This window comes from Haemophilus sp. UMB1048 (genome assembly GCF_030218125.1).
GTDB lineage: Bacteria > Pseudomonadota > Gammaproteobacteria > Enterobacterales > Pasteurellaceae > Haemophilus_D.
Map to the genome: position 1 here is coordinate 1 of NZ_JASOPB010000026.1, position 595 is coordinate 595.

1 protein-coding gene is annotated in these 595 nt (G+C 55.3%); it reads left to right on the forward strand.

Features of this window, described 5'->3' with window-relative positions:
* Positions 1-30: 30 nt before the first annotated feature.
* On the forward strand, positions 31-595 hold a 565-nt coding region (locus QP437_RS09715), incomplete at its 3' end, for a hypothetical protein (RefSeq protein WP_369279311.1).

Consider the following 595-nt stretch of genomic DNA (forward strand, 5'->3'; position numbering starts at 1 on the left):
GGCGAGGCCCCCATGCCTGGTAACGGGGAAATGACCAGTTACCTTCTGCTTCACAACCGGAACGGAGAATATACGCTCTGGGGGAACGAGCTGGAGAAATACCGCACCAGGATCTTTGAGAGTGTTGATTTAATGCGTGACAGGAGTGGTTATATCTGTGACCGAAGCGAAATCGGTCAACATCCACCATTGCAACGTGTTTATTCCTCTGCGACCTTTGAGCAACTGCTGACGCAGGTTTGCCAGACATGGCCACAACATACCCGCAATCTCCGCCAGCCGAAGACATGGCCGGAGTTTTTCTGTCTTGGAGAAGACCGCCAGCCAGCCATGCCATCACTGGCAGCAAGGAAGGTGGATTTTACGCAGGGACGTCTGCCACCGACGCTGATGCCGGTCATGAGTTCTGTCGACCGGGAAACCCGCCAGCTTCAGCTTTTGCTGGTCATGGGCGTGGATGACTCTCTGGGCGGTGTTGTCCGGCTTAATGGTACGCTGTATCCCGCGTTTGCCGTTCCCTCAGCCGATAACAGCCAGCTGGTCATCAGTGCACTGACCGATAAGGGGTTACGGTATGCAGGGTATGGTGTTGCCG